Origin of the sequence: Nostoc sp. LEGE 06077 (assembly GCF_015207705.1) — a bacterium.
Lineage (GTDB): Bacteria > Cyanobacteriota > Cyanobacteriia > Cyanobacteriales > Nostocaceae > Nostoc_B.
Genome location: NZ_JADEWI010000045.1, coordinates 16581 through 36837, shown reverse-complemented (window position 1 = coordinate 36837; position 20257 = coordinate 16581). Strand labels below are relative to the sequence as shown.

Below are 20257 nucleotides of genomic sequence, written 5' to 3'. Positions count from 1 at the left end.
ATCTAAAGAAAACCCCTAAATATTATCAGTATAATCACTGCTTTATTAAAACTTTAAATGTATTATTGTATTCGTTAAGAAATCCTAAAAATATTGAATTGATACTTAGGATGTAGTGTAAAACTTGCGTGAACTCAAAAGATAATAAATCAGAAAATATGTTAGATACTGTGAGCAAGGAGTTAACACTTTTTTGGCAGCAAATAGAACAGCGATCGCAGTTCCACGCAGGTTATCCATATAATTTAAGTTGTGACTTCACTTATCTAACCAAGTTTTTTAATTTTTTATTAAATAATGCTGGAGACCCATATATAGAGCCAGATTTCGGTCTTCATTCTCGCAAGTTTGAACAAGAAGTTTTATCATTTTTTGCCCAACTATACAAAATTCCCGAAAATGAGTTTTGGGGCTATGTGACTGCTGGTGGAACTGAAGGTAATTTATATGGAATGCTATTAGCCAGAGAAATTTATCCTCATGGAATTCTGTACTCATCTCAAGATTCCCATTACTCCATTCCAAAAGCAGCTAGACTGTTTGGCATTCAACATCAAGTAATTAATTCCCAAATTAATGGCGAGATAAATTATGAACATTTATCCCAAGCGATTCAGCAAAATTCGCAGCAACCAGTTATTATTAACTTGAATATCGGCACTACTGTCAAAGGTGCTATTGATGACCTAGACAAAGTTTTGGCAATTTTAAACCGTCATCAAATCAAAGATTATTACATTCATTGCGATGCGGCACTTTCAGGAATGATTTTACCATTTTTAGATAATGCGCCCCAAATTAACTTTCAAAAACCTATAGATAGTGTGGCCATTTCTGGTAAGTTTATTGGTTCTCCCCTACCTTGTGGTGTAGTTTTAACCAAAAAGAAGTGGGTAGAAAAAGTTGAAACCATGATTGAATATATCGGTTCAAAAGACACCACTATTCTGGGTTCTAGAAATGGTCATACTCCCCTAATTATTTGGTATGCGCTGAAAACCAGAGGTTATGAAGGATTTGCCAAAGAAGCAAAGACCTGTATTCAGAATGCCCAATATTTATTCCAGCAACTTAAATTGCGCGAATATCCCTGTATGCTGAATAAATTCTCAAATACTGTCGTGTTTCAAAAGCCGAACCAAGTATTGGTTAAAAAATGGCAGTTAGCAACTCTTGATAATTTTGCCCATCTCATAGTTATGCAAAATATAGATCGGCAGAAAATTGATACTTTTGTAAATGAGCTTGTCTTACAAGAGGGGTTATTACCGGAATCTGAATATTTACAACTACAACCAGTATTCTCGTAAGCGAAAGGCTGTTGGTAATACTGATTCACCAAAATCTTGATCCACATACAAGAAACTTATAGGGGCGACCGTTCACACTTACAAATTTTTGTATCATCTATAAAAACCGATGATGAAATAGTAAAAAGAGGTTTTGCAAATGGAGTTAGCGAATAAAGTAGCGTTAGTTACTGGGGGTAGTTCTGGTATTGGTCGAGAGACAGCTAAACTTTTTGCCGCTGAGGGTGCTAAAGTAGCGATCGCTGATATTGATACCGCTGGTGGTTTATCATTGCTGGAAGAAATCAAAAATAGTGGTGGAGATGCAATGTTTTCCACCTGCGATGTTAGTAATGAAACTCAGGTAAAAGATTGGATTACCAATGTTGTTAATCAATGGCAAGGTATAGATATTTTGGTTGCTAACGCTGGAATTTTAGCAATTGGTTCTCTTGAAGAAGCTTCCAATTTGGATTGGGATAAAGTTTTGGGAACAAATATTAAAGGCTATGCTTTTTGCGCTAAATATGCTCTTCCACATATACGTAAACGTGGTGGTGGTGCCATTGTCAACGTAGCATCTATAGCTGCTTTGATTGCCTTTCCTGGTTTTGCATTATATAACACAACCAAAGGCGCAATCCTACAATTAACCAGAAGTTTGGCTCATGACCTAGCGACTGAAAACATTAGAGTAAATTGTGTTTGTCCAGGTGTAATTGAGACATTACAAACGCAACAATTTGCTGATTGGCAAGGTCTAACAAAAGAAGAAGTGATTAATCAACTCGCTGCTACAGTTCCGATGAAACGGATAGGACAACCACAAGAAGTAGCTCAAGCTATTCTATTTCTTGCATCTGATAAAGCTTCATATATTACAGCAACATCACTGGTGATAGATGGGGGTTATACAGTGCAGTAATTAGGTTTTACACAATTTTTATCCTATTATTTGCGTTGACTTTGAAATTCATAGCCACCTACTTTAACGGCAATACTCATAGTGTGAGTATGAAATCGAGGATCAGCGTATTCTGATTGCAAAAACGAAATTGCTTTTTCTCGATTACCTGCGAGAAAGTCGATCATTGCTTGAGGATAAGACCTTTTTTCATTTTCAAAAGCAGTCGAACCGTAATTCTTCCCGGCAAAGGATATAATTACTTGTTGAGAACGCTGCTGAAACTAGGCTTCCAGCTGCGGTGTCCATTGTGGTTATGACTTAGGCTGGGTAGCTCCAAGACATAGCAAACAAATGATAAAAGCTAAACTAGGGTGGAATTTTTTTACAGCCATTAAATAGTTTTTGTATTATGTCCTGGTGATCATTGACTGTTCTGTGCATCTGTGCAGAAACATGAAAATTCTCTTCTCTGCGGTCTTCATCAAAACTTTTTCGCCGAACACAATATTACACCTCTAAAAAGTTCGTGCCACACAACTTACCAGCCAGTAATACTTCTACCTCAGAACCTTCTAAAGCTGGGAAAAAGAAGTATCCTTGTCCTTGATCGCATTGTAATGCTTTGAGTTGGGCTAACTGTTGTACTGTTTCGATGCCTTCGGCGGTGACTGACATATTTAAATTGTGAGCTAATGTGACGATCGCTCGTACAATTTCTAAATTTTCCCCCCGACTGCCAATATTACTAATAAATGAGCGATCAATCTTAATGGTTTTCAGCGGTAAGCGGTGCAAATAACTTAAGGATGAATAACCTGTGCCAAAATCATCCATGTGCAATTCTACATTCAAGGTTGTCAGCTGGGAAAGCATCGCGGTTGCCAATTCAAAATTATCCATCAGCAAGCTTTCGGTAATTTCTAACTTCAAAGTACCGGCTGGTAAACCTGTGTCTTGCAAAACCTGTTTTACTTGTTTGACAATATCAGGCTGCATAATTTGTTTGCCAGAAAAGTTGACGCTAATTGTCAAGGGTGGGTAAGTGGGAAATTGTTGATGCCATACTTGCAATTGGCGGCAAGCTTCATAAAGCACCCATTTACCAATAGAAGCAATCATTCCCGTTTCTTCAGCGAGGGGAATAAAATCGTCTGGAGAAATAAGCCCTCTTTCAGGATGATGCCATCTAATTAGGGCTTCAAATCCGATAATTTTACCCGTCATTAATGAAACAATGGGCTGATAGTGGAGGCGAAATTCTTCTTGCTGAATGAGGGCATGGCGCATAGCTGTTTCTAACTGCAATAGCAGAGATGCACTTTCGTGCATTTGCGGATGAAATACTTCATAACGTGCTTTACCCAGAGATTTAGCACAATACATTGCCACATCAGCATCTCTAAGAATATGTGCAGCTTGCTCATAATTATTTGTATTCAAGGCAATTCCCATACTTGCGTTGGTAAATACCTTATGTTCATTTAATTGAAAAGGTAAAGTTAGTAACTTTTGAATTCGTTCAGCTACTTGTATCGCACCATTGATACCATCAATTTCGTCGAGTAAAATTGTGAATTCGTCGCCGCCAAACCTGGCAACCATATCTCCATGACGCAGAACTGATTGGAGTCGATGAGAAATGGCAATTAACAGTTGATTTCCGAGTAAATGTCCGAGACTGTCATTAACTACCTTAAAGCGGTCTAAATCTAAGAAGAGGATGGCAAATACATAATCTTTTTGTTGTTTTGTGCGTTCTAGAGCCTGCTTGACTCGCTCCATGAACAAAGATTGATTGGGTAGCCCCGTAAGAGCATCATGTAAACTGTTATGTAGCAATAGCTCTTGGGCGCGTTCTCGTTCGACAATATCTTGCTGGAGTTGTTGATTAACTCTCATGAGTTCAATGGTACGCTCTGCTACCAACTGTTCTAGTTGAAAACGATATTGTTTGAGTTCTTCTTCTGCTAATTTACGCTGAGTAATATCTCGCAGGATGACAACATATTGTCTTAGTTGGAGATTAGATGGTTGGGAAACAGTAGATTCAACAATGTATGAGCCTTGGTTAGTTTTCAGGGTTTGTTCACTCCTCATAGACCATTGCTCTGGTTTGCCACAATGGTCTATGAGGAATTGATTCAAGTTTTGCCCTACTAACTGCTGGGTACTAATTTGAAATAGTTCTTCAGCCGCTACATTTGTCTCTAAGATTTTCCCCTGTTCATCTAGTACTAAAACAGTATCGGGAACGGTATTAAGGGTGGTAATAAAAAGATTTTTTGCTTCTTGGCGTGCCTCATCAATAGCTGCAATTTGTGGTAGAGTAGTCCAGCAAGCGATCGCTACCCCGATAAACGAAAGCATCACTAAGGCGATCGCTAGTAAAGAATTCTGCGAGTATTGATGAAATTCACCTAATAAATCACGTAACACCCAACTGCCAATAGCAGAACTACAAATGAGTGAGACTAAAACAATGACCTGGAGGACAACAAAATCTGGGTTATGGTTAGTAAACTTTCCTGTGTAGTGTTGTGTCCACCATTGAGAATGAAATGGGGCAAATTTGCAGCGCCGCAGTAGCCAATCTCCTATCATCAGGATAAAGGGTACAAATAGCCCAATTAATAACTCATGCCAATTCCACGCTAAACCGCCAACTACTAAAACTATTGCTTCTACTAAAAAAAAACCTAATGACCACCAAGGCCATAATACTTCTGATTGATGGCGACATAACCACAATCCCAGATGCAGCCCCATAATCGATAACAAATAACAAGTGCCTGCTACGGTGACAAGTTGAGATACATTGCCTAAATTCAAACACAGCAGACTGAGTAAGAAAGTAATGAAGATGGCAGGCCCCAAGATGCCTTGGCGGGAAACTACTGTGAATACAGGAGATAACTGACTATCTAAGGCCAGTTGATAGATAATGCGCGGAGAATTAGTAACTGCTGTGGCACAACTCAGCAGACATGAGAAAGCAATCAGCAATGTGACTAAAAAAGGGGCAAATTCTCCCCAAAAAGGTTGCGATGCTGACAGTAAATTCAAGAATGTGTCTGCACCATTTTCTGGCTGGTTCGTGGCACACATTAATACCCATGAACCACCGAGAAATACTGGCGGAATTAACCACGTAGCTGTAGTTAAAAACTTCAAAGTCTTCTGGGGAGAACGACTATCAGCCACAAAAGAAGATGTGGTTTCACAAGCGTAAACTGAATAACTGGCAAGGAAAAACGACTTTGCCCATTCTGCAAAACTGAGGCTATGGGTACTATGTGGAAACACATTAATACCTTTTGATAAGACTAACCAAATTACGCCTTGAGTACAAAACAAAAGTACTAATGAAATTGCCGGAATGACAAAAAATAGATGCAGTAGTGCGACAGCACGCGTACCACTAAATGCCACAATAAAAGGAATCGCCGTAAAGGCAATTTTTAAGAAAGTTTCTGGACAGGAAAGGCCCAAAGGTTGAAAATTAACCTTAACTAAATCTGTGAGGATGATTGCATACAAAGCTGGTGCTGCTGCCCAGCTAAAATAATATGCCAAGGCAACATAGAGGCCTAAATTGGGAAAGTTCTTGAGTAGCCGCGCCGTATAATTAGGTGTTCCGCCTGTCACGTCTAACCAATGTCTACCCAAACTTTGGATTTGTAAATTCAAAATGCAGGAGACAATTACTCCAAATAACCAAACTAAAATAGCTTTCGATCCTAGTGCTGCATGAATAACCGGTGCAGTGCCAATCCATCCAACATGACCTGTCAGTCCAAAACCCCAGGTTTCTAGATAACTCAATGTGCGTGGCAGGCGCATTACCAAGCGCTGGTTTTTATCTGCCTGCACAGAACTATTACTGACCATCGTTTTATAGCTAGATGTACTGACTATCTTTCACTGAATAACTGATCTGATTTTTTATAGCTTCCGTAGAACTGCTGAATTTCCCTATAAGGTGTGAAGTTTGAAGTGTGAAGTTGAAGTCTTGAATTGCTTCTGACTCCTATCTTCTACCACTTCAATTCTGGATTTTTGATTGTTCAATCCAAAATCTAAAATTTTTCTGTTTTTTCTAACTAATTCTTTCTATTTCATCTATTTCTTTGGGAACTTCAGCTGTTAATACTTCATAGCCTGTGGGTGTGACTAAGACATCATCTTCAATGCGAATACCTATACCAATCCAACGTGGGTGTGTTTCTGGTTGGTCTTCGGCTAGTTTTGTATCCGGTACGATGTAAAGTCCTGGTTCCACTGTTAGTACTTGACCGGGTTGCAAAATCTGTGGTTTGTCGTCACCATGTTGGTAAACGCCAACATCATGCACATCTAGGCCTAACCAATGGCTGGTGCGATGCATATAGTATGGTTTGTATTTTTCTTCTTCGATGATTTTGTCAATTTCGCCTTGGAGAATGCCAAGGTCAATTAAGCCTTCTGTCAGCACACGCACAGCGGTATCGTGAACTGATTTAAAGGTGTTACCTGGTTGGACTTGGGCGAGCGCTTGTTTTTGGGCTTCTAGGACAATTTCGTATAATGCCTTTTGTTCGGGCGTAAATTTGCCCCCGACCGGAAATGTGCGGGTAATATCTGAGTTGTAATAACTGTAAGCACAACCAGCATCAATTAACAGCAATTCTTCATCCTGCATCTGACGATTATTTTCAATGTAGTGGAGAATGCAAGCATTCACCCCAGAAGCCACAATCGAAGGATAGGCTGGCCCCATCCCGCCTCGGAGGCGAAAAATCCGTTCAATTTCGGCTTGAATTTCGTATTCATAACGTCCGGGTTTAGCGATCGCCATTGCTTGATTGTGTGCTTCAGCGGCGATCGCCGCTGCTTGACGCATCATTTCTAACTCAGATTCTGTTTTAATCAGTCGGAGGCTGTGAAGGACTGTACAAGTATCTTCAATGGCAATTGGCCCTGTACCTCGTTTGGGATAAGTCCGCAGTAAACTTTGATAATGTTTTAAGATTGTTTCATTAAAATGGCGATCGCGCCCCAAGTGATAATAAATGCGATCGGCTTTTTCTAAATATTGGGGCAATTTTTCATCTAATTCATTAATCGGGTAAGCTGCATCAGCACCATAAATCTCCTTGGCTGCATCTACGCCACAGCGATAACCAGACCAAACTTCTTTTTCGCGATCTTTGGGTTGGACAAACAAAACAAAGCGATGTTCTGGATGATTTGGTGCTAACACTGCTACGGCTTCCGCTTCATTAAAGCCTGTTAAGTAAAAAAAATCACTATCTTGCCGATAGGCATATTCAACATCGTTGTGCATGACTGCCATTGGCGCACTCCGTAAAATCGCAGTACCATTCCCAATTTTTGCCATTAACTGCTGCCGACGCTGCCGATATTCTAATTGCATAGCTGTTTAATTTGGAAAATTATTGTGTTGGTTTACACGTTTTGACACTAGTGGCTATACAGATACAGCCTCTCAGTAGTTGCTTGTTTCAGTTATTTTAACTAATATTTTCTATTTCTCTCGATACTGTTTATGCTGTTCTTCCTCTACACTTAGCCCTTTTTTGCAGAGTCAAGTTTTGTTTTTGTTGGGCATTTTAATTTTTATTTACTGATAACTAGATAACAGACTTATTTTATATATTTAAAGCCTGACACCAATAAGATACCCTGACAAATTGAATGATTGATTATTCACGACTTGTAAAAATCATCAAAATCATTTATGGCAAATTAATTATGTATATAAACATTGATATTTGGATATAAAAATGTTTATAAAAAAACTTATAAAAAATAATAACTGTTATTAGAATACAGAAATGAATTTGACTTATAGGTTAAAACTTTGAGGACAACCAGTGATTAGAACGCACTATGTCTTCAAATTCAAAATCCTCACCATTACAAACAAGCCTGTTTTCTGAATCTTTGAAAAAATCAAGTGCATTGTTAGAAACTCTAGACAATTCACAAGGCATTGGCAAAAATTTTTCCAGTAGTAGTGCGTCTTCAACATTAGACAATTATTCTTTATCAGCCCAAAAAACTTCAACATCAGAAGTAACAACCAGCGCTAATCCCAACCCTTATTTAAGAAGTGCAGCAATTGCCCCCGATTTCAACGGTGATGGCAAAGTAGATAAAATGTGGGTTAATGCTCAAACAGGTGAGATTGTGATTCGCCTGATGGATGGTGGACAAGTTCTCTCCCAAGGTTCTGTAGGTAAGTTTGATATCAACGCTTGGACTTACAAAATTGCCGATTTTAATAATGATGGCAAAACCGACTTTTTGTTGCGGAATAAACAAACAGGAGAGAATAGAGTTGCCCTCATGGATGGCGCTAAAGTTGCTAGTACCGCAGCTTTAGAGAAAGTCGATGCTAACTGGACTCCTTTAATTGGTGATTTCAATGGCGATCGCAAAACTGATATCTTCTGGAATAATGCTCAAACTGGTCAAAATGCCGTTTGGTTGATGGACGGTACAAAAGTTTCGAGTGCCAATGTTGTAGAAACTACAGCAGTAGGTTTGACTCCAACTATTGTTGATTTTGACGGCAATGGTAAGAGTGATATCTTCTGGCGCAACGCTAACACTGGTGCTAACAGTGCTTGGTTTATGGATGGCACAAAAGCCAGTAAATTTAACTTACAATCTCAATCTTCATCTTCAACAGCTATCCTTGGTGATTTTAACGGTGACTTGAAGACAGATATTCTGTGGCGAAATAGTTCCACCGGTCAAAATAAAATTTGGACAATGAATGGTATCGTTGTCACTGAAGGTGCGGCTAAGACACTTGATTCATCTTGGCAAGCTAATATCGGTGATTTTGACGGTGATGGCAAAACCGATATCTTCTGGCACAATCAGAAGACTGGTGAGAACACCGCTTGGTTAATGAATGGTACAGCTATTAAATCTGAAGCATTTCTTCCCAGCAATAGCGCAGCTTTGACACCATCCTTTGGCGATTTCAATGGTGATGGCAAAACTGATGTCTACTGGCGCGATCAAACAGCAGGTGCAGACAAGGTTTGGACAATGAATGGTACACAAGCAACCGAATCTAATGTCGCTACTAAAGATAAACTTGGTGCTGCTTGGTATACAGGCTAAAACTGAGTGATATAGGCGGTAATTCTGACAACAGAAGGTAATAGGGACAATTTCACCTAACCTGCTGTGATGGTAGTATGCTCTAAGTTTAGAGCATACTGCTTATTTAAAACTAGGCGCGGTTTTGCAGCATCTTGTACAAGCGCAAAAGTTCTCATGTTGATACATCTCTTAGCTATCTCACGATTTAGTTGATAAATGCTCTCTAAGTGGGAATACTAATTTTAACAAGCCTAATGGGTTAAAAAATTTGTGAGGTTTATACCCATGTCCGAAATTCATATTGGTGATTATTTAGCTCATCCTCTAGTCAGATATCGCAATCATTTAGAATTCAATGGATATCATGTTGATGAAGAAGATGAGTTGCTTTTATGTCGTCATGCGAGAAAGCATGGTTTGATAGTTAAACACGTCCCAACACGAGGTGTATTAATTAGAATTCTTTACTCTTATAATTTCAATGTTACTAGACATGATCTTTTAGAATATGTGAATGAACTGAATTTATTATTTATGTTTATGAAAGCATATATTGATAATTCAGCCGGCAACTTGTATATGGAAACTTTTTGTGAAGGTGAATATGACAGAACTAATTTTTCAATTGTCTTAGACAATATTGAATATGACATGGAAATGTTTATCAATCATCATCAAACTAGAGAATGCTTATTATAAAATAAAAATTAAATAGACATTTTTGGTGGGTTATGCCCACCATTATCTTCGGTATTTTCAGCCATAAGGAATGCGATCGCATCTGCTGGGAATGGGCAAGCGATCGCTGGCAGTTTATCTATCGTCAGCATTGCAAATCAAGATGAACTTCATATTTCGCAATAATTAATCACTAGAAACCTAGATTTATTCTGTTTGTTTGTTAACAAGTATTAAGGAAAAATTGATAGATTATCTGTATAACCCAGTGATGTAAGATCCAAAAGATAGTAAAAGGCGATAACAGAGTCTGAATAGCAATGTCACAGGATCGGAAGTCAACGGTTGTAATCACAGGTGCATCCTCTGGGGTCGGTTTGTACGCTGCAAAAGCATTTGCTCGCAGAGGATGGCACGTTGTCATGGCCTGCCGAGATTTGGTGAAGGCTGAAAAAGCTGCCCAAGAAGTGGGAATACCCAAGGACAGCTATACCCTTATGCACATTGATCTAGGTTCTTTAGATAGTGTGCGCCAGTTTGTTAACAACTTTAGAGCCAGTGGCAAATCCTTAGATGCTGTGGTGGGTAACGCGGCTATTTATATGCCATTAATCAAAGAGCCGTTACGTAGTCCAGAAGGCTACGAGTTAACTATGACCACCAATCACCTTGGTCATTTTCTGCTGTGCAAGCTTCTACTTGAAGATCTCAAAAAATCCTCGGCCGCAGATAAACGAATGGTAATTTTGGGAACTGTTACCCACAACCCAGACGAACTAGGCGGTAAAATTCCGCCGCGTCCTGACTTAGGTGAATTGGAAGGCTTTGTCGCAGGCTTTAAAGCACCAGTTTCTATGATTGACGGCAAGAAATTTGAACCCGTCAAAGCTTACAAAGACAGTAAAGTCTGCAACGTGCTGACCATGCGCGAACTGCATCGACGCTATCACGAATCAACAGGGATTACCTTCACTTCCCTCTATCCAGGATGTGTGGCTGAAACACCCCTATTCCGTAACCACTATCCCTTGTTCCAAAAACTCTTCCCCTTGTTCCAAAAGTACATCACTGGGGGTTATGTGTCCCAGGAATTGGCTGGAGAAAGGGTTGCAGCAGTGGTCATTGAGCCTGAATATAAGCAATCTGGTGCTTATTGGAGTTGGGGAAATCGCCAGAAAAAAGAGGGTAAATCTTTTGTGCAGAAAGTTTCTCCCCAAGCGCGGGATGATGCTAAAGCTGAACGCCTGTGGGACTTGAGTGAAAAGTTAGTTGGATTAGCTTGATTAGAGGTTTAGGGGTATGGGGGTATAGGGGAAGAGTACTAATTTGTAACTGTGTAATGAATGGTCGTTTTTATTCTTTCCCTTACACCCTACATACACCTTTACACCCTTCCCTCAATCCTGCTAACTACAAATGATAATTCTGATCATGGGAGTTGCCGGTTCCGGTAAAACTACTATTGGGCAAGCTCTTGCGGCGGCAAAAGAGTGGGAATTTCACGATGCAGATACGTTTCACTCAGCCAACTCTAAGGCAAAAATGAGCCGAGGGGAACCGTTAAGTGATATTGATCGCCAACCTTGGTTACAATCATTACAAATAGCGATCGCTAAATGGTTGCAAGCAGATAAAAACGTAATCTTGGCTTGTTCGGCGTTGAAAGCAAGTTATCGTCAGTTTCTTTGTGGCGATGATCCACGGGTAAAGCTAATATACCTCACAGGCAATTATGAGTTGATTGAACAAAGATTGCGCGATCGCCACGGTCATTTTATGCAAGCCAATCTTTTACAAAGCCAGTTCGATACTCTAGAAGCGCCAAACCCAGATGAGGCAATTTATATTGACATCTCTCAAGATTTAAGTGCGATCGTACAGCAAATCAGAAATTGCCTGAACGTTTAATAAGTAGCTGATGAAAAGAGATTCGAGGCAAGCCTAACCCCCAGCCTTTCAAGATTAGGGGGACAGCTTATCTTGGGTGCAGCGCCTCTGCTTTTTCATTGAACCAAGAAATACTGTATGACAGTAGTGGTAAACTTAGTTTGCTCCTGATACCAATTCTCTATAAAGATGCAAATACCTCCCTGTAGTCCCACCTTGGCAAAGGGAACGGCGATCGCCGGGGGTGAATTTTATTCAACTTCACAAAGAAACGGTATGAATAATTTACCTTATTAATACAACTCATCCTTTGTTAAAACTTGATTACGCAAGATAATCATCAAAATTCATATTTTTTGTGTTTAATGTGTAGAACAGTATGTTTTAATTCTGTCACAGTTGATATAATTTTCCCTACTAAATCAAGTCCAGTGTAAATTATAGATACATATAATTTCATAATCCTTCAATAGAAATATTGAAGAATTATGAACTCAATCATTCCCTATTAATTTAACTCTTTAAACAGCTAGAAACCTATCCTAAAATTCCGCTTAATTGCCAAAACAAATTTTATAAATAACTCATGCAGATTTTGATTTATTCCTATAACTACCATCCAGAACCGATTGGAATTGCACCTTTAATGACTGAACTGGCAGAAGGACTAGTAAAACAAGGTCATGAAGTGCGGGTAATTACAGGAATGCCCAACTATCCCCAACGAGAAATTTATCCAGGCTATCAAGGTAAGTGGTACATTACAGAAAAAATTAATGGTGTAACTATTCAACGCAGTTACTTGCGTATCAAGTCAAAACCTAATCTGCTTGATAGATTGCTGTTAGAGTTAAGTTTTATCGTTACTAGTTTGCCCCAAGCTTTGAGAGGTAAACGACCGGATGTAATTTTGCTGACGATACCACCATTATTAGTAACATTACCAGCGGCTTTATTAGGCAAACTATACAATTGTCCAGTAGTCTTGAATGTGCAAGATATTCTACCAGAAGCAGCAGTACGCGTCGGGTTAATGACTAATAAAAGGATGATCCGATTTTGTGAGTTATTGGAGAAATTTGCTTATCGAAAAGCTCAAGCCATCAGCGTGATTGCTGATGGTTTTTTAGAAAATTTAGTGAGTAAAGGTGTATCTCCCAAGAAAATTATTTGTATTCCCAACTGGGTGAATGTTAATTTCATTTATCCTCTACCACAAGAGAATAACCACTGGAAAATTACCCATCAATTAGAGGGAAAATTTGTAGTGATGTATTCTGGTAACATTGCCTTGACTCAAGGTTTAGAAACAGTAGTAGCAGCGGCGGCTGAGTTGCGACATCTGCCAGAAATTACCTTTGTGATTGCTGGGGAAGCGATCGCCTTAAAAAGATTACAACAATATTGTTTATCTTGTGGTGCAGATAATGTTTTACTCTTACCGTTACAGCCACGCGAACAACTCCCGCAAATGTTATCCGCTGCTGATGTTGGGTTAATTGTGCAGAAACGAAATGTGATTTCCTTTAATATGCCTTCTAAAATTCCCCTGCTGTTAGCGAGTGGACGGCCAATTGTCGGTTCAGTACCAGCAACAGGTACAGCAGCTAAAGCAATTCGAGAAAGTGGCGGAGGTGTAATTGTTGAGCCAGAGTCTGCCGATGCTCTAGCAGATGCCATCTTAGAGTTGTATCATCATCCACAGCGCCGAGAGCATTTAGGTAAGCAAGGCCGACAGTTTGCTGTTGAACATTATGCTTGTTCACAAGCAATTGCCAAGTATGAAGGATTATTTATGGATGCGATCGCCAAACGGAGATCAAATATAGGTAATATTCTCAAGTTGAATTCCCAAGAATCAATTGTTGATATTCAATAAACTCAAAAATTTGGTGACAAGGTTGGGTGCAGCGGAGATTTTATGCCAAAATTACCTTTAGAGAATTTATCCACACCAATATATATTCAAATTGTCAGTCAAACTCCGGGACGACTACGACTGAGAATTTCCCCTCCAGACAAAGAACAAGCGGAAATTCAATTAATTGCTAATTCCCTCAAAGTATTTTTTCCGCAGAGTGATCAGGTTAAGGTAAATTCTCAAACAGGCAGTATTACACTATACTCGGCTGCGGAAAGCACAAATTTTCCAGAAATCCTCGATAAATTACAGGCTCAAGGCTTAATTATTATTGTTACTCCAGGCGAAAAGCCTCAGCCGGCAAAGTTAAGTCAAACCCTCTGGAAATTTAATCAGCAAGTTACAAATATCACCAAAGAAAGCATAGACTTGCGAGTAATTATACCGTTTATTGTAGTGGCGATCGCTTTAAAAAGATTGTTGCCGCCCCTAGCACGATGGAAAACAAGCACTCTGTATCTTCTGCTGTGGTATGGCTTAGAAAGTTTGGTTAAACTTAGCGACAAAGAGAAACCACCAACGGATAAATAGAACTCTGTCCCATCATTTATCTTGTAAATTCTCAAAAATTAAGCCAAGGCAAATAATACCTTGACTTATTATCTTGCACCACCTAATTTATTAGAATTAAAGTCAGGTGGGTAATGGTAGAAAATCTGCTTCTTACCTAATTTTTCCATTATTGATATTGTCCACCCTACCGTTATTGAGAATGGTACAAAATATCAGTGGTCTTTACTCAATCAGGCGCTAGAAGTTGATGGTTATTCGGCTGGAGACTCTTCAGAGACTTGTTCCGATTCAGTTTCTGGCTCTGATTTAACAATTACTGGAGCTTTAACTGGTTTCGGGCCACGCGCTAAAGCAGGATTAACCTGCTGTTTAATTTCATCCTTAGAAGAGTCTTTTTTTCTTTTGCCAGATGAGCGATCGGAGTTAGAATTTGAGCGTTTAGGATGAGATTCAATAGAAGGCGCAGAATCAGAATTTCCTGAATTGTTGTCAGTATTTGCTTGAGCCTGACGTTCCGATTTCTTAATTGGGCGTTCTACCATTGTTAATTGTTAAAAATTTACTTGTATAGTACATCGGTTTGAGGGTTATCAAACTGATGAGTAGCGTTTTTCTGAAGGTTTTGTTGTGGCTTAAAATTAAAGTAAGTATAAATACTCAATTTTTCCTACTTCTTGAAGACACTTTCCCATATTAACGCATCTGTGTAGGGTGTGTTAACAAAGTAACGCACCCTACCAAAGAGATATGAGAAATTTATCAAACAGAATTCAGGAGTCAGCAGCCAGAATTCAGTATGAATTCTGTGTTACTGGCGGATGTAGCTTGCTTCTCCGTAGGAGTATAAGTGGTCTTCTCCCAAAGGGAGACGCTACGCGAACAATCAGTTGCGGGTCTCAATCCCCGACTGATAGCGCAGCGTTAGCGACGCAGGAGCGTCTTGATTCTGACGGATGTATTCTGACTCCTGAATTCTTCTTCAATTGTTATTTCTTGCCCACATCACGAGCCATGTTGAGGTAATAGTCCTCTACTTTGGCTTGAGAACGACGACGTGTAATTGTCGGCGTTTCTGAAGTAGGATTTTTCTCTGTTTTTATTGGTTGTTCATCTGCAACTTGCTTGGTAGTTTGCGCCGCATCAGATTCCAAATAATAACTAGAGTTACTAAATCCGAAAATTTTCGCAAAAAAGCCAAAGATATTGCCGAAAAAACTTAAAAAGCCTTTAACAACAACAGAAAAGTAGCCTTCAAGGCGAATAAACAAGTTCCGAATGATTTGGATTAGACGATCCATAGCAGCACCCTCTATGATTGCCCACTACTATTGTGACTTAATTTCATCATTATGAAATTTACATCGTGCATCCCCAGGTAAGACTACTAAAGGTTGATTGTCAACATCCCTAGATGTATCTTTGGGTAGTTTAGTCAATACTATGAAATATTTATTAATATAGGTGTAGATCAGTGTCGGAAGTCAAAAAGTTCTCATTTGCAGATACTGGATTTTCCACCATCGGAGTAGAAGACATGAAAGACCAACCAAAATCCAACTCTAAAGAGTTCGTAGGCAATCTCAAGAATGGGATTTGGCTATTTGGACTCTCATCTTGGGTATTTGGCATTACCGATCGCAGTATTGCGTCATTTGCAGATGGCTATCTATCGGCGTTGGATTTAACGCAACTGTTTACAGCGGCTACGTTCTTTGTAGCGTGGCTATTTTTAAAGCCGACATCCAGAGTTTAAGACGTTTGATTAGTCGCTCATTTTGCCAAGCTGATAAATATTTTTGAGGTATAGCAGGGGACAGGTGATAGGTTACAGGTGACAGAGTTCAAAGTCTTTATTGTCTAAGTTTTATCGCTGACCGATGTCTTAACTATCTTGGCTACAGCTATAGAACTTGTTCTCTTGCAAAGTGTTGAGTATTACACCTATCTGAGATCAAGTCCGTTGATAAACCTTTATGAAACTTCTCTGTGTGAGATAAATTCCAGATTATGCTACGGGTAAAGTGAGAATAAACCCTGTTTGACCGGAAGTTAGTGAATCCAGAGTTAGTTCGCCACGGTGCGCCCGGACAATTTCACGGGCGAGGCTGAGTCCGAGTCCAATACCTTCTACCTTACGGGTGCGAGCCGGATCACCACGATAAAATCGTTCAAATAGCCGATCGCGATCGCTGGCTAAAATATCTTTAGAGGAATTGGCAATTGTGATTTTCAGAGTTTTTTGTGTTTGATAAGCCTGAATCTTAATCCAGCCGTCAGCAAAATTATATTTAATCGCATTACTGAGCAGGTTTTGCAGAACTTGCATAAGTAAATCGCGATCGCCTTTGACCTTGAGACTATCAGGAATAGCAGTTTGCACACTCAAATGAGGAGCCAGCAATTCCATATCTTCGACAATTTCCATTAGCAATTCCGACATATTCACATCAACTGAATACAAGCTCATTTTGCCTGCATCTGCCAAAGATAACAGCAAGAGTTTCCGCATAATTGTACTTAAGCGATATACTTCATCTAACAAATTGCCTAAGCATTGCTGTACTTCACTTCCCGGCTCAACTTGTTGGAGCGATCGCTCCAATTCACCTTGTAAAATAGTTAATGGGGTTTTCAGTTCGTGCGCCGCATCTGCACTAAAGCGTGAAGCTTGGGTAAAACTGCGTTCTAGACGTTCCAACATTTGGTTAAACACCCGAATCAGTTCCACAAATTCCACATCTGTAGTCTCACTGGGAATGCGCTGATCTAGCCCTTGCACTGTCACTCGTTGAATTACGCCTGTTAATTGGTGGATGGGACGCAACGCCCCACCAGACACAAACCAAGCCCCAACTGCAACTAAAAGTAATGCGCCCGGAATTGACACCAAAAAGATATTGCGAATACTCGCCATTTCCTGATTGACAGCTTGTAGGCTAACAGCAAAAGCCACTTGAGCATGAGGAAATTTAGCTGCACCAATCCGCCAATCTGCTTTGGTTGTTTGTACAGTGACAAATTGTGGTGGAACGGGAGGCGGTAGTGGTTGTCTTGGTGGATTTGTACCAAAAATTGCCGGTGGTCGTTGTCGAGGAAGAGATGGTGGCGCTGGTGCTAACTCCAAACGCTGAATTAGTAGACGTTTGACCTCAGTATTTGTGGTTAAAGAGTTAAATTCGTAGACTGTCTTACCATCAACATCAAGTACTAATAAGGCGATGGGAGTTTTTGTATTTGTGCCAAGGCCAGAGTGTAATAGTTCTGGCTGGAGAGGTACTCCCTCTCGTCCTGGGGGGCGGCTGGTGCGGATTAACTGATTTAACAGTTCCGCATCTAAGCGGCTGATTTTGGCATTGTAAATCTGAAACCAGGATACTGCACCAAAACCTACTAGGGTGCTTCCAGCTAGAGCCGCCGATAACAGAGCAATGCGGAGTCGAAACGATCGCAGTTGTTTCACGATTAATTGTCTGGTTTGCGAAACCGATAGCCAACGCCGCGAATACTTTCAATCCAATTTGTTTCGTCAATTGGGTCAATTTTTTTGCGAATGCGCTGAATGCACACATCCACGACATTAGTATTGGGGTTAAAATCATAACCCCAAATATGTTCTAAGATTTGGGTGCGGGTAAAAACTCGTCCGGGAGAGCGCATGAGATATTCCAGCAGATTAAACTCGCGGCTGGTGAGTTCGATAGCGCGTTGATTGCAAGTAACTTCTCGCGTGATCCGATCCAGTTTGATTGACCCAACCGCTAGTAAATTTTGGCGATCGCCCACACTCCGACGCACCACCGCATGAATCCGCGCTGCTAATTCTTCCACAAAAAAGGGTTTGGCAATGTAATCATCGGCTCCTAAGTTTAAACCAGCGAGGCGATCGTCTAGTTCATTACGAGCCGTTAACAAAATTACCGGAGCATTTCGCCCTTCCCGTCGCAGTTGTTTGAGAATCGATAAACCATCTTTTCCCGGCACCATGATGTCAAGAATAATGGCATCATATTCGTTATCTAATGCTCGCAGATATCCTTCATCACCGTTGTCGCAATAGTCTACGACAAATCCCTGTTCCTTCAATCCAGCCCGGACGAAGTTAGCAATTTTTGCTTCATCTTCGACAAACAGAACGTTCACAAGCTTTCACTAGTTTACTGATTGTCTCATTATAGATTTGTTATCTTGTAACTTAAATTACAAATCTGTAATTTAGCAATTTTTGAGATTATTGGCTAAATATAAACAGACAAAACCTAGCTGTATTAGTTTAAGAAATCGTAATTTTTCCTTGGTCAGTATAAGGACAAACTACATCGCCCAATACTTTCCCTACAACCCCGCATCATTCTTTATTCAAATTACAAAAGTGTAATAGAGAAAGTAGATTCTCTGTCATTTTCTGGTGGCTTAATCATAAATGTAAGTAACAGTAATTTTCGAGGTTAATTGTTATGAATATTCGCAGAATCTTAGCATTAGCAGCGATTCCTTTCATGATTGGCACATTTGGTTTTGTTGTACCTAATCAGGCAAATGCCGAAGCATCTACCCGTCGTAATGCAGATGTTATAGAACAGCCAAAACCTAATGAAAAACCACAAATCAAACATCGTCAATCCCGTCCACAACAGAAAAAGCGTTCTCCGCAAATTAATCGTCAAAACCCAAATAATCATCATCAAGACCGAAGTGACAAGCCGAATCACCAAGGATTTAGACAACGGGGGTAGAGGGGTTTTAGGTGTTAGTTTGGACAACTTCTAACGCCCCTCTTGGCGAGTAAATCCTAATCATGTAAGACCGAATAATGGTGGGAATTATTCAAAAGTTAGAGCAGATGAACATCAATAATCGTTTATTAAGTCGCCGAGAGGCACTGGGTTTATTTAGGGCAGATGGAACTGCAATACTTGTGGTGGGATGTATGCCGAAAAAGTCTATCTCTCCACAACAACAAGCAGGTTTAGCTACTCCTGTATCATCTACGACCAATTCTGCTAATTTGCCTGGGTGTGTTGTTAGTCCACAGCAAACTGAAGGGCCGTATTTTGTTAATGAAAATATGAATTTACATCGCAACTATATTTTGATGATGCAATGAGCGATCGCATTTACACCCAATCACCCTACGCCAGCAAAGGACAAAGCACCCTCAAGAATGCTGATGACGGCATTTTTCAAGATAGAGGTGAGCAAATGTTGCTCAAGCTGACAACGAATGGACAAGGTTACACCGCCACCTTTGATGTTGGGCTTCAAATGACGTAATTTCGGCAAAATACTATGCACAAAAATTACAAAACTGTAATCAACAATCAGGGCGAACTGTAATTTTTTCTCGGTTAAATAAAAACATGAACCACTGAAATTTCTAGAGGATGATTATGAAACTTAACAAAGCAGTAGTTATGACAGCAATATCGATTCTAGTTGGGACATTTGGCGTAATTTCGCTAAATCAAGTAAATGCGGCTAATCCAACTTACAAAATTGCCCAGGCTTCGGAACCTTCTGATCAACCACCAAACGGACAGCGCCCACCCCGCCCAGATTTTGCCGCCGCCGCCCAAAAGTTGGGTGTTAGTGAACAAAAATTAAAAGATGCTTTAGGTGTTCCGGCTCATCCTCCTGAAGGCGATCGCACTAACAGCAGAAGATAGTTCAATTGAATTAATGACAAGTACGAAGCTATCGAGTTTGTTCTAATCTCCATGAACAAGCTCGATAGCCATTTGTTCTAGATTGCAAGATTAGGGTTTATGGCATTTCACAAAAATCTTTTTAGCTGTACTTCTCCAATTTCCATATAAGCAAATCTACTCTCTATATCTTCTCTTGACAAATTTATACGTATAAATTTGAGTAATCTTAAATACTTTATTGACAGTAGCTGTAAATTTTATTTAGGGCTACTCAGGGTTATTACTTGAGCAATATTGT

21 protein-coding genes are annotated in these 20257 nt (G+C 39.9%); 13 read left to right on the top strand and 8 right to left on the bottom strand.

Features of this window, described 5'->3' with window-relative positions; genetic code table 11:
* Positions 1-158 precede the first annotated feature (158 nt).
* Together IQ244_RS23330 and IQ244_RS23325 are read left to right on the top strand one after the other, a co-directional pair.
* Positions 159-1310 carry a histidine decarboxylase gene (locus IQ244_RS23330; RefSeq protein WP_193898429.1) on the top strand — a complete coding sequence of 384 codons (1152 nt, stop codon included), beginning with the start codon at positions 159-161 and terminating at the stop codon, positions 1308-1310.
* Positions 1311-1449: 139 nt separating this feature from the next.
* On the top strand, positions 1450-2214 hold the full coding sequence (locus IQ244_RS23325; protein ID WP_193898427.1) for an SDR family NAD(P)-dependent oxidoreductase: 765 nt from the start codon (positions 1450-1452) through the stop codon (positions 2212-2214).
* A gap of 26 nt (positions 2215-2240) precedes the next feature.
* On the opposite strand, the gene IQ244_RS23320 is transcribed toward IQ244_RS23325, so the two are convergent.
* From IQ244_RS23320 to IQ244_RS23310, 3 genes are all read right to left on the bottom strand, one after another.
* Positions 2241-2381, bottom strand: a complete 141-nt coding sequence (locus tag IQ244_RS23320) for a hypothetical protein (RefSeq protein ID WP_193898425.1) — start codon at positions 2379-2381, stop codon at positions 2241-2243.
* Positions 2382-2703: 322 nt separating this feature from the next.
* Entirely contained in the window at positions 2704-6084 is a 3381-nt protein-coding gene (locus IQ244_RS23315) for an EAL domain-containing protein (protein WP_193898423.1), read from the bottom strand.
* A gap of 208 nt (positions 6085-6292) precedes the next feature.
* Entirely contained in the window at positions 6293-7609 is a 1317-nt protein-coding gene (locus tag IQ244_RS23310; RefSeq protein ID WP_193898421.1) for an aminopeptidase P N-terminal domain-containing protein, read from the bottom strand.
* Between the two features lie 476 nt (positions 7610-8085).
* Here IQ244_RS23310 and IQ244_RS23305 point away from each other — a divergent pair, with 476 nt between their 5' ends.
* The gene (locus IQ244_RS23305; RefSeq protein WP_193898420.1) at positions 8086-9333 is read left to right on the top strand and encodes an FG-GAP repeat domain-containing protein; all 1248 of its coding nucleotides are present in this window, start codon (positions 8086-8088) and stop codon (positions 9331-9333) included.
* Positions 9334-9585: 252 nt separating this feature from the next.
* A complete protein-coding gene (locus IQ244_RS23300) occupies positions 9586-10014 on the top strand; it encodes a DNA mismatch repair protein (RefSeq protein WP_322746097.1) in 429 nt (142 codons plus the stop codon).
* Between the two features lie 8 nt (positions 10015-10022).
* Here the strand turns inward: IQ244_RS23300 and IQ244_RS33045 are convergent, their stop codons facing one another.
* A complete protein-coding gene (locus tag IQ244_RS33045) occupies positions 10023-10145 on the bottom strand; it encodes a hypothetical protein (protein ID WP_265578948.1) in 123 nt (40 codons plus the stop codon).
* 168 nt (positions 10146-10313) lie between these two features.
* Here IQ244_RS33045 and IQ244_RS23295 point away from each other — a divergent pair, with 168 nt between their 5' ends.
* The 4 genes from IQ244_RS23295 (at position 10314) to IQ244_RS23280 (ending at position 14332) form a co-directional block, all read left to right on the top strand.
* Entirely contained in the window at positions 10314-11276 is a 963-nt protein-coding gene (locus IQ244_RS23295) for a protochlorophyllide reductase (RefSeq protein ID WP_193898418.1), read from the top strand.
* A gap of 133 nt (positions 11277-11409) precedes the next feature.
* On the top strand, positions 11410-11901 hold the full coding sequence (locus IQ244_RS23290; RefSeq protein WP_193898416.1) for a gluconokinase: 492 nt from the start codon (positions 11410-11412) through the stop codon (positions 11899-11901).
* Positions 11902-12466: 565 nt separating this feature from the next.
* A complete protein-coding gene (locus tag IQ244_RS23285) occupies positions 12467-13759 on the top strand; it encodes a glycosyltransferase family 4 protein (RefSeq protein ID WP_193898414.1) in 1293 nt (430 codons plus the stop codon).
* A 42-nt stretch (positions 13760-13801) separates the two neighbouring features.
* The gene (locus IQ244_RS23280; protein ID WP_193898412.1) at positions 13802-14332 is read left to right on the top strand and encodes an HMA2 domain-containing protein; all 531 of its coding nucleotides are present in this window, start codon (positions 13802-13804) and stop codon (positions 14330-14332) included.
* Positions 14333-14565: 233 nt separating this feature from the next.
* Here the strand turns inward: IQ244_RS23280 and IQ244_RS23275 are convergent, their stop codons facing one another.
* Both IQ244_RS23275 and IQ244_RS23270 read right to left on the bottom strand, forming a co-directional pair.
* Positions 14566-14856 carry a hypothetical protein gene (locus IQ244_RS23275; protein WP_193898409.1) on the bottom strand — a complete coding sequence of 97 codons (291 nt, stop codon included), beginning with the start codon at positions 14854-14856 and terminating at the stop codon, positions 14566-14568.
* A 444-nt stretch (positions 14857-15300) separates the two neighbouring features.
* On the bottom strand, positions 15301-15612 hold the full coding sequence (locus IQ244_RS23270) for a threonine dehydratase (protein ID WP_193898407.1): 312 nt from the start codon (positions 15610-15612) through the stop codon (positions 15301-15303).
* Positions 15613-15848: 236 nt separating this feature from the next.
* Between IQ244_RS23270 and IQ244_RS23265 the strand changes: the two genes are divergently transcribed.
* Positions 15849-16067: a hypothetical protein gene (locus IQ244_RS23265; protein WP_193898405.1), complete on the top strand. Its 219-nt coding sequence runs from the start codon at positions 15849-15851 to the stop codon at positions 16065-16067.
* Between the two features lie 252 nt (positions 16068-16319).
* Here the strand turns inward: IQ244_RS23265 and IQ244_RS23260 are convergent, their stop codons facing one another.
* Together IQ244_RS23260 and IQ244_RS23255 are read right to left on the bottom strand one after the other, a co-directional pair.
* Complete coding sequence (locus IQ244_RS23260) at positions 16320-17774, bottom strand: ATP-binding protein (RefSeq protein ID WP_193898404.1); 1455 nt, start codon at positions 17772-17774, stop codon at positions 16320-16322.
* Between the two features lie 2 nt (positions 17775-17776).
* Positions 17777-18454 carry a response regulator transcription factor gene (locus IQ244_RS23255; RefSeq protein WP_193898402.1) on the bottom strand — a complete coding sequence of 226 codons (678 nt, stop codon included), beginning with the start codon at positions 18452-18454 and terminating at the stop codon, positions 17777-17779.
* A gap of 314 nt (positions 18455-18768) precedes the next feature.
* Here IQ244_RS23255 and IQ244_RS23250 point away from each other — a divergent pair, with 314 nt between their 5' ends.
* The 4 genes from IQ244_RS23250 (at position 18769) to IQ244_RS23240 (ending at position 19977) form a co-directional block, all read left to right on the top strand.
* On the top strand, positions 18769-19047 hold the full coding sequence (locus tag IQ244_RS23250) for a hypothetical protein (protein ID WP_193898400.1): 279 nt from the start codon (positions 18769-18771) through the stop codon (positions 19045-19047).
* A gap of 77 nt (positions 19048-19124) precedes the next feature.
* Entirely contained in the window at positions 19125-19418 is a 294-nt protein-coding gene (locus IQ244_RS32660; RefSeq protein ID WP_228059094.1) for a hypothetical protein, read from the top strand.
* Entirely contained in the window at positions 19415-19585 is a 171-nt protein-coding gene (locus IQ244_RS32655; protein ID WP_228059093.1) for a hypothetical protein, read from the top strand. The genes IQ244_RS32660 and IQ244_RS32655 overlap by 4 nt, the downstream gene beginning before the upstream one ends.
* A 116-nt stretch (positions 19586-19701) precedes the next feature.
* Positions 19702-19977, top strand: a complete 276-nt coding sequence (locus tag IQ244_RS23240; RefSeq protein WP_193898398.1) for a hypothetical protein — start codon at positions 19702-19704, stop codon at positions 19975-19977.
* The last annotated feature ends 280 nt before the right edge of the window (positions 19978-20257 follow it).

Excerpts from the sequence above, each read along its gene's own strand:
- IQ244_RS23330 (WP_193898429.1), top strand. The coding sequence starts at position 159 with ATGTTAGATACTGTGAGCAAGGAGTTAACACTTTTTTGGCAGCAAATA.
- IQ244_RS23325 (WP_193898427.1), top strand. The coding sequence starts at position 1,450 with ATGGAGTTAGCGAATAAAGTAGCGTTAGTTACTGGGGGTAGTTCTGGT.
- IQ244_RS23320 (WP_193898425.1), bottom strand. The coding sequence starts at position 2,381 with ATGATCGACTTTCTCGCAGGTAATCGAGAAAAAGCAATTTCGTTTTTG.
- IQ244_RS23315 (WP_193898423.1), bottom strand. The coding sequence starts at position 6,084 with ATGGTCAGTAATAGTTCTGTGCAGGCAGATAAAAACCAGCGCTTGGTA.
- IQ244_RS23310 (WP_193898421.1), bottom strand. The coding sequence starts at position 7,609 with ATGCAATTAGAATATCGGCAGCGTCGGCAGCAGTTAATGGCAAAAATT.
- IQ244_RS23305 (WP_193898420.1), top strand. The coding sequence starts at position 8,086 with ATGTCTTCAAATTCAAAATCCTCACCATTACAAACAAGCCTGTTTTCT.
- IQ244_RS33045 (WP_265578948.1), bottom strand. The coding sequence starts at position 10,145 with ATGCTGACGATAGATAAACTGCCAGCGATCGCTTGCCCATTCCCAGCA.
- IQ244_RS23295 (WP_193898418.1), top strand. The coding sequence starts at position 10,314 with ATGTCACAGGATCGGAAGTCAACGGTTGTAATCACAGGTGCATCCTCT.
- IQ244_RS23290 (WP_193898416.1), top strand. The coding sequence starts at position 11,410 with ATGATAATTCTGATCATGGGAGTTGCCGGTTCCGGTAAAACTACTATT.
- IQ244_RS23285 (WP_193898414.1), top strand. The coding sequence starts at position 12,467 with ATGCAGATTTTGATTTATTCCTATAACTACCATCCAGAACCGATTGGA.
- IQ244_RS23280 (WP_193898412.1), top strand. The coding sequence starts at position 13,802 with ATGCCAAAATTACCTTTAGAGAATTTATCCACACCAATATATATTCAA.
- IQ244_RS23275 (WP_193898409.1), bottom strand. The coding sequence starts at position 14,856 with ATGGTAGAACGCCCAATTAAGAAATCGGAACGTCAGGCTCAAGCAAAT.
- IQ244_RS23270 (WP_193898407.1), bottom strand. The coding sequence starts at position 15,612 with ATGGATCGTCTAATCCAAATCATTCGGAACTTGTTTATTCGCCTTGAA.
- IQ244_RS23265 (WP_193898405.1), top strand. The coding sequence starts at position 15,849 with ATGAAAGACCAACCAAAATCCAACTCTAAAGAGTTCGTAGGCAATCTC.
- IQ244_RS23250 (WP_193898400.1), top strand. The coding sequence starts at position 18,769 with ATGAATATTCGCAGAATCTTAGCATTAGCAGCGATTCCTTTCATGATT.
- IQ244_RS32660 (WP_228059094.1), top strand. The coding sequence starts at position 19,125 with ATGGTGGGAATTATTCAAAAGTTAGAGCAGATGAACATCAATAATCGT.
- IQ244_RS32655 (WP_228059093.1), top strand. The coding sequence starts at position 19,415 with ATGAGCGATCGCATTTACACCCAATCACCCTACGCCAGCAAAGGACAA.
- IQ244_RS23240 (WP_193898398.1), top strand. The coding sequence starts at position 19,702 with ATGAAACTTAACAAAGCAGTAGTTATGACAGCAATATCGATTCTAGTT.